At 64.9% G+C, this 2,994-nt stretch carries 3 protein-coding genes; all 3 read left to right on the top strand.

The window, feature by feature from the left end:
* The first annotated feature begins 51 nt into the window (after positions 1-51).
* The 3 genes from H7225_RS12600 to H7225_RS12590 all read left to right on the top strand — a co-directional run bounded on the left by H7225_RS12600 (position 52) and on the right by H7225_RS12590 (position 2,764).
* Positions 52-345, top strand: a complete 294-nt coding sequence (locus H7225_RS12600) for a hypothetical protein (protein WP_290662317.1) — start codon at positions 52-54, stop codon at positions 343-345.
* Positions 346-429: 84 nt separating this feature from the next.
* Positions 430-2,115, top strand: a complete 1,686-nt coding sequence (locus H7225_RS12595; protein WP_290662314.1) for an alkaline phosphatase D family protein — start codon at positions 430-432, stop codon at positions 2,113-2,115.
* Positions 2,116-2,155: 40 nt separating this feature from the next.
* Positions 2,156-2,764: a DVUA0089 family protein gene (locus tag H7225_RS12590; RefSeq protein ID WP_290662312.1), complete on the top strand. Its 609-nt coding sequence runs from the start codon at positions 2,156-2,158 to the stop codon at positions 2,762-2,764.
* Positions 2,765-2,994 lie beyond the last annotated feature (230 nt).

Here is a 2,994-nt window from a genome sequence, read left to right as displayed (position 1 = left end):
GGGGATGCACCACCATGTCTCTTCATTCACCACCACACTGGAGTAATGAACATGAACCCGCAAGTCTCTTCCTCGCGCACCAATGTTGTCTACCGCCGCACCCAAAAAGGGCAAGCTGCGGCCATGCCCTCAGTGGCGCCCACCATGAACGATGAGCATCGACGGCTGCTGCTGCTGGTCAATGGTTTCACGCCGCTCGACGCCCTGGCACGCGTCTGCAAGTTCCAGCAAGGCCCTGAAGACATGGCCTCCAGCCTCCAAATGTCCGGGCTGATCGAGGAGGCCCGAGAGCGACGGCACGCAGAGACCATGCACTCGCCATGGCGGACCACTGACCAGCAGTGATCATTCTGGCTGACGTGCCTGTCGCCACCCTGTCAAACAACGTTTTCATACTTGCTGGAGGTCAGCAAGCAAGGAAACAATGCCATGGGTCGCCCACAACGCCAGCAGCCACGCCCTCAGGGCACCACCCGACGCGATTTCTTCAAACGATCCGGATCGGCGGCCATGATCTTGGCCGCCGTACCCGCACTGCCCATGGGCAGTGCCCTGGCCGCCGCCAGCACCGGCCCGCTTTTCCAACATGGTGTGGCCAGCGGTGACCCACTCGCCGACCGTGTGATCTTGTGGACCCGGGTTTCATCGCCACGCAACACGGCGATCACCGTGACCTACACCGTGGCCACTGACCCCGCCCTGACCCAGGTCGTGCTGCGCGGCAGCACCAAAACCAACCCCAGCCGCGACTTCACGGTCAAGGTGGACGCCGGCCCGCTCAAGCCCAACACCACCTACTACTACCGCTTCGACGCCGAAGGCAGCAGCTCACCCACCGGCCGCACCAAGACCTTGCCCGTGGGCGCGACCCGCCAACTGCGCATGGCCGTGGCCAGTTGCGCCAACCATGCCTACGGCTACTTCAACGCCTACCGCCACATTGCCGAGCGTGCCGACCTGGACTTGGTCATGCACCTGGGTGACTACCTCTACGAGTATGGCGACGGCCAGTACGGCAACGTGCGGCCCACCGAGCCCGCCACCGAGATCATCACGCTGACCGACTACCGCACGCGCCACGCCCAGTACAAGCGCGATGCCGATCTGCAAGAGGCCCACCGCCAGCACCCCTGGGTCATCATCTGGGACGACCACGAAACCGCCAACGACGCCTACAAAGACGGCGCGCAGAACCACACCGAAGGCGCCGAAGGCACCTGGGTTGGCCGCCGCAACGCCGCCTTGCAGGCCTATTACGAGTGGATGCCGGTGCGCCCCGCGGACACGTCTGACCTGACGCGCAACCACCGCGCCTTCCAATACGGTGACCTGGTCGACCTGGTGATGCTGGAAGAGCGCCTGAGTGCCCGCTCACAACAGCTTCAGGCCACGATCCCCGTGCCGGGCCTGGGCACGCTGTTCACCCAAAGCGGCAGCTTCGCCGACCCAGCCCGCACGCTGCTCGGCGCCACACAAGAAGCCTGGCTGGCCCAACGTTTGCGCGGCTCGGCCACACGCTGGCGCTTCCTGGGCCAGGGCGTGATGTTCGCCCAGCTCAAAGGCGTGGCCGCCGCGAATGCCGCTGGTGGCGGCTTGTTCCTGAACTCGGACCAATGGGATGGCTACCAACCCGCCCGCAACCGCGTCTACGACATCCTCAAAGGCAGCAACGGCCTGCCCGCGGTCACCAACGTGGTCGTGCTCACCGGTGACATCCACAGCTCCTGGGCCGCCGACCTGAGCCAGGACCCCAACAACCCCGTCGTGGCCACCGGAGGCTACAACCCCTTGACCGGCGAAGGCTCGCGCGCGGTCGAATTTGTGGGCACCTCGGTCACCTCCCCCGGCGTGCCCGACCCGTCGGGCAGCACGGCCAACTACCTGCGCAGCGTCAACCCGCACTTCAAGCACATCGACTTGAACCAGCGCGGCTACATGCTGGTCGATGCCAACCCCAACCGCGTGGTGGCCGAGTGGTGGTACGTGGACACCGTGGCCAGCGTCAGCCATGTGCAGACCTTCGGCACCGCCTTTGAAGTGCAGGACGGCAGCAACCGCCTGGCGCCCTCGGCCCAGACCACGCCACGCCCCAACGCCCCGGCCCTGGCGCCCTGAACCACGTCGGCCCCCAGCCCACCCCCATTCCAAGGACAAGATGATGCAAGCCCTGTCATTCATTCGCCCTGCCGCCTTGGCCGCCGCCGCGCTGGCTTTGAGCAGCCTGCACGCCCAGGCCGCCAACTTCAGCTTCGCCGGCGACATCGCCCACCACACCGACGTGGTGCAAGTGGCCTTCACCCTCCAGTCAAGCAGCGGCCCGGTCCGCCTGTGGACCGACTCCTGGAGCGATGGCCTGAACTTCGACCCGACCCTGAGCTTGTGGGTCAAGGACGGCAGCGGCTACAGCCTGGTCGGCGACAACGACGATGACGACACCATCGACCCGGCCCAGGGCTTTTACGACGCCGGTTTGTCACGGACCACACTGACGGCGGGCCAGTACCTGGTCACCGTGGGCGCGGCGCCCAACCATGCCAACGGCACGCTGTTGTCCCAGGGTTTTGCCTTTGATGGCAGCACCCCCATCCTGGTCTCGCAGTGGGACCAACCCAGCTACAACCTCAACGCCAACGACCAGAAAGGCACCTTCTGGCGCTTGAACCTGTCGGGCGTGGACACGGCCGTCACGGTGCCCGAGCCGGCCACCGCCGCCTTGATCCTGGCGGGCCTGAGCTCGATGTTGCTGTCGCGCCGGCGCCAGTGACTTGATGAGCGCCAGCGAAGAGAACTACCTTCGCCAACGGCGGCAGCCTCACAGCCCATTCATCGAATGAATATGACATTTTTATTAATGTAAATCCCTCATTCGCGGGGAAATGGATCGGCGCATGCTGGCTTACTCACCAAACAGGAGGCCCTATGCTGACCATTGCCCTGATGACGCTCGTCATGATCCCCATTTTTGTGCACCTGGCAGCGCGCGGCCTGCACAGC

The sequence above is a fragment of the Aquabacterium sp. genome (assembly GCF_014378415.1).
GTDB lineage: Bacteria > Pseudomonadota > Gammaproteobacteria > Burkholderiales > Burkholderiaceae_C > Aquabacterium.
Note: the sequence above shows the minus strand (reverse complement) of the source record. Positions and strands in the feature narration are given on the sequence as shown.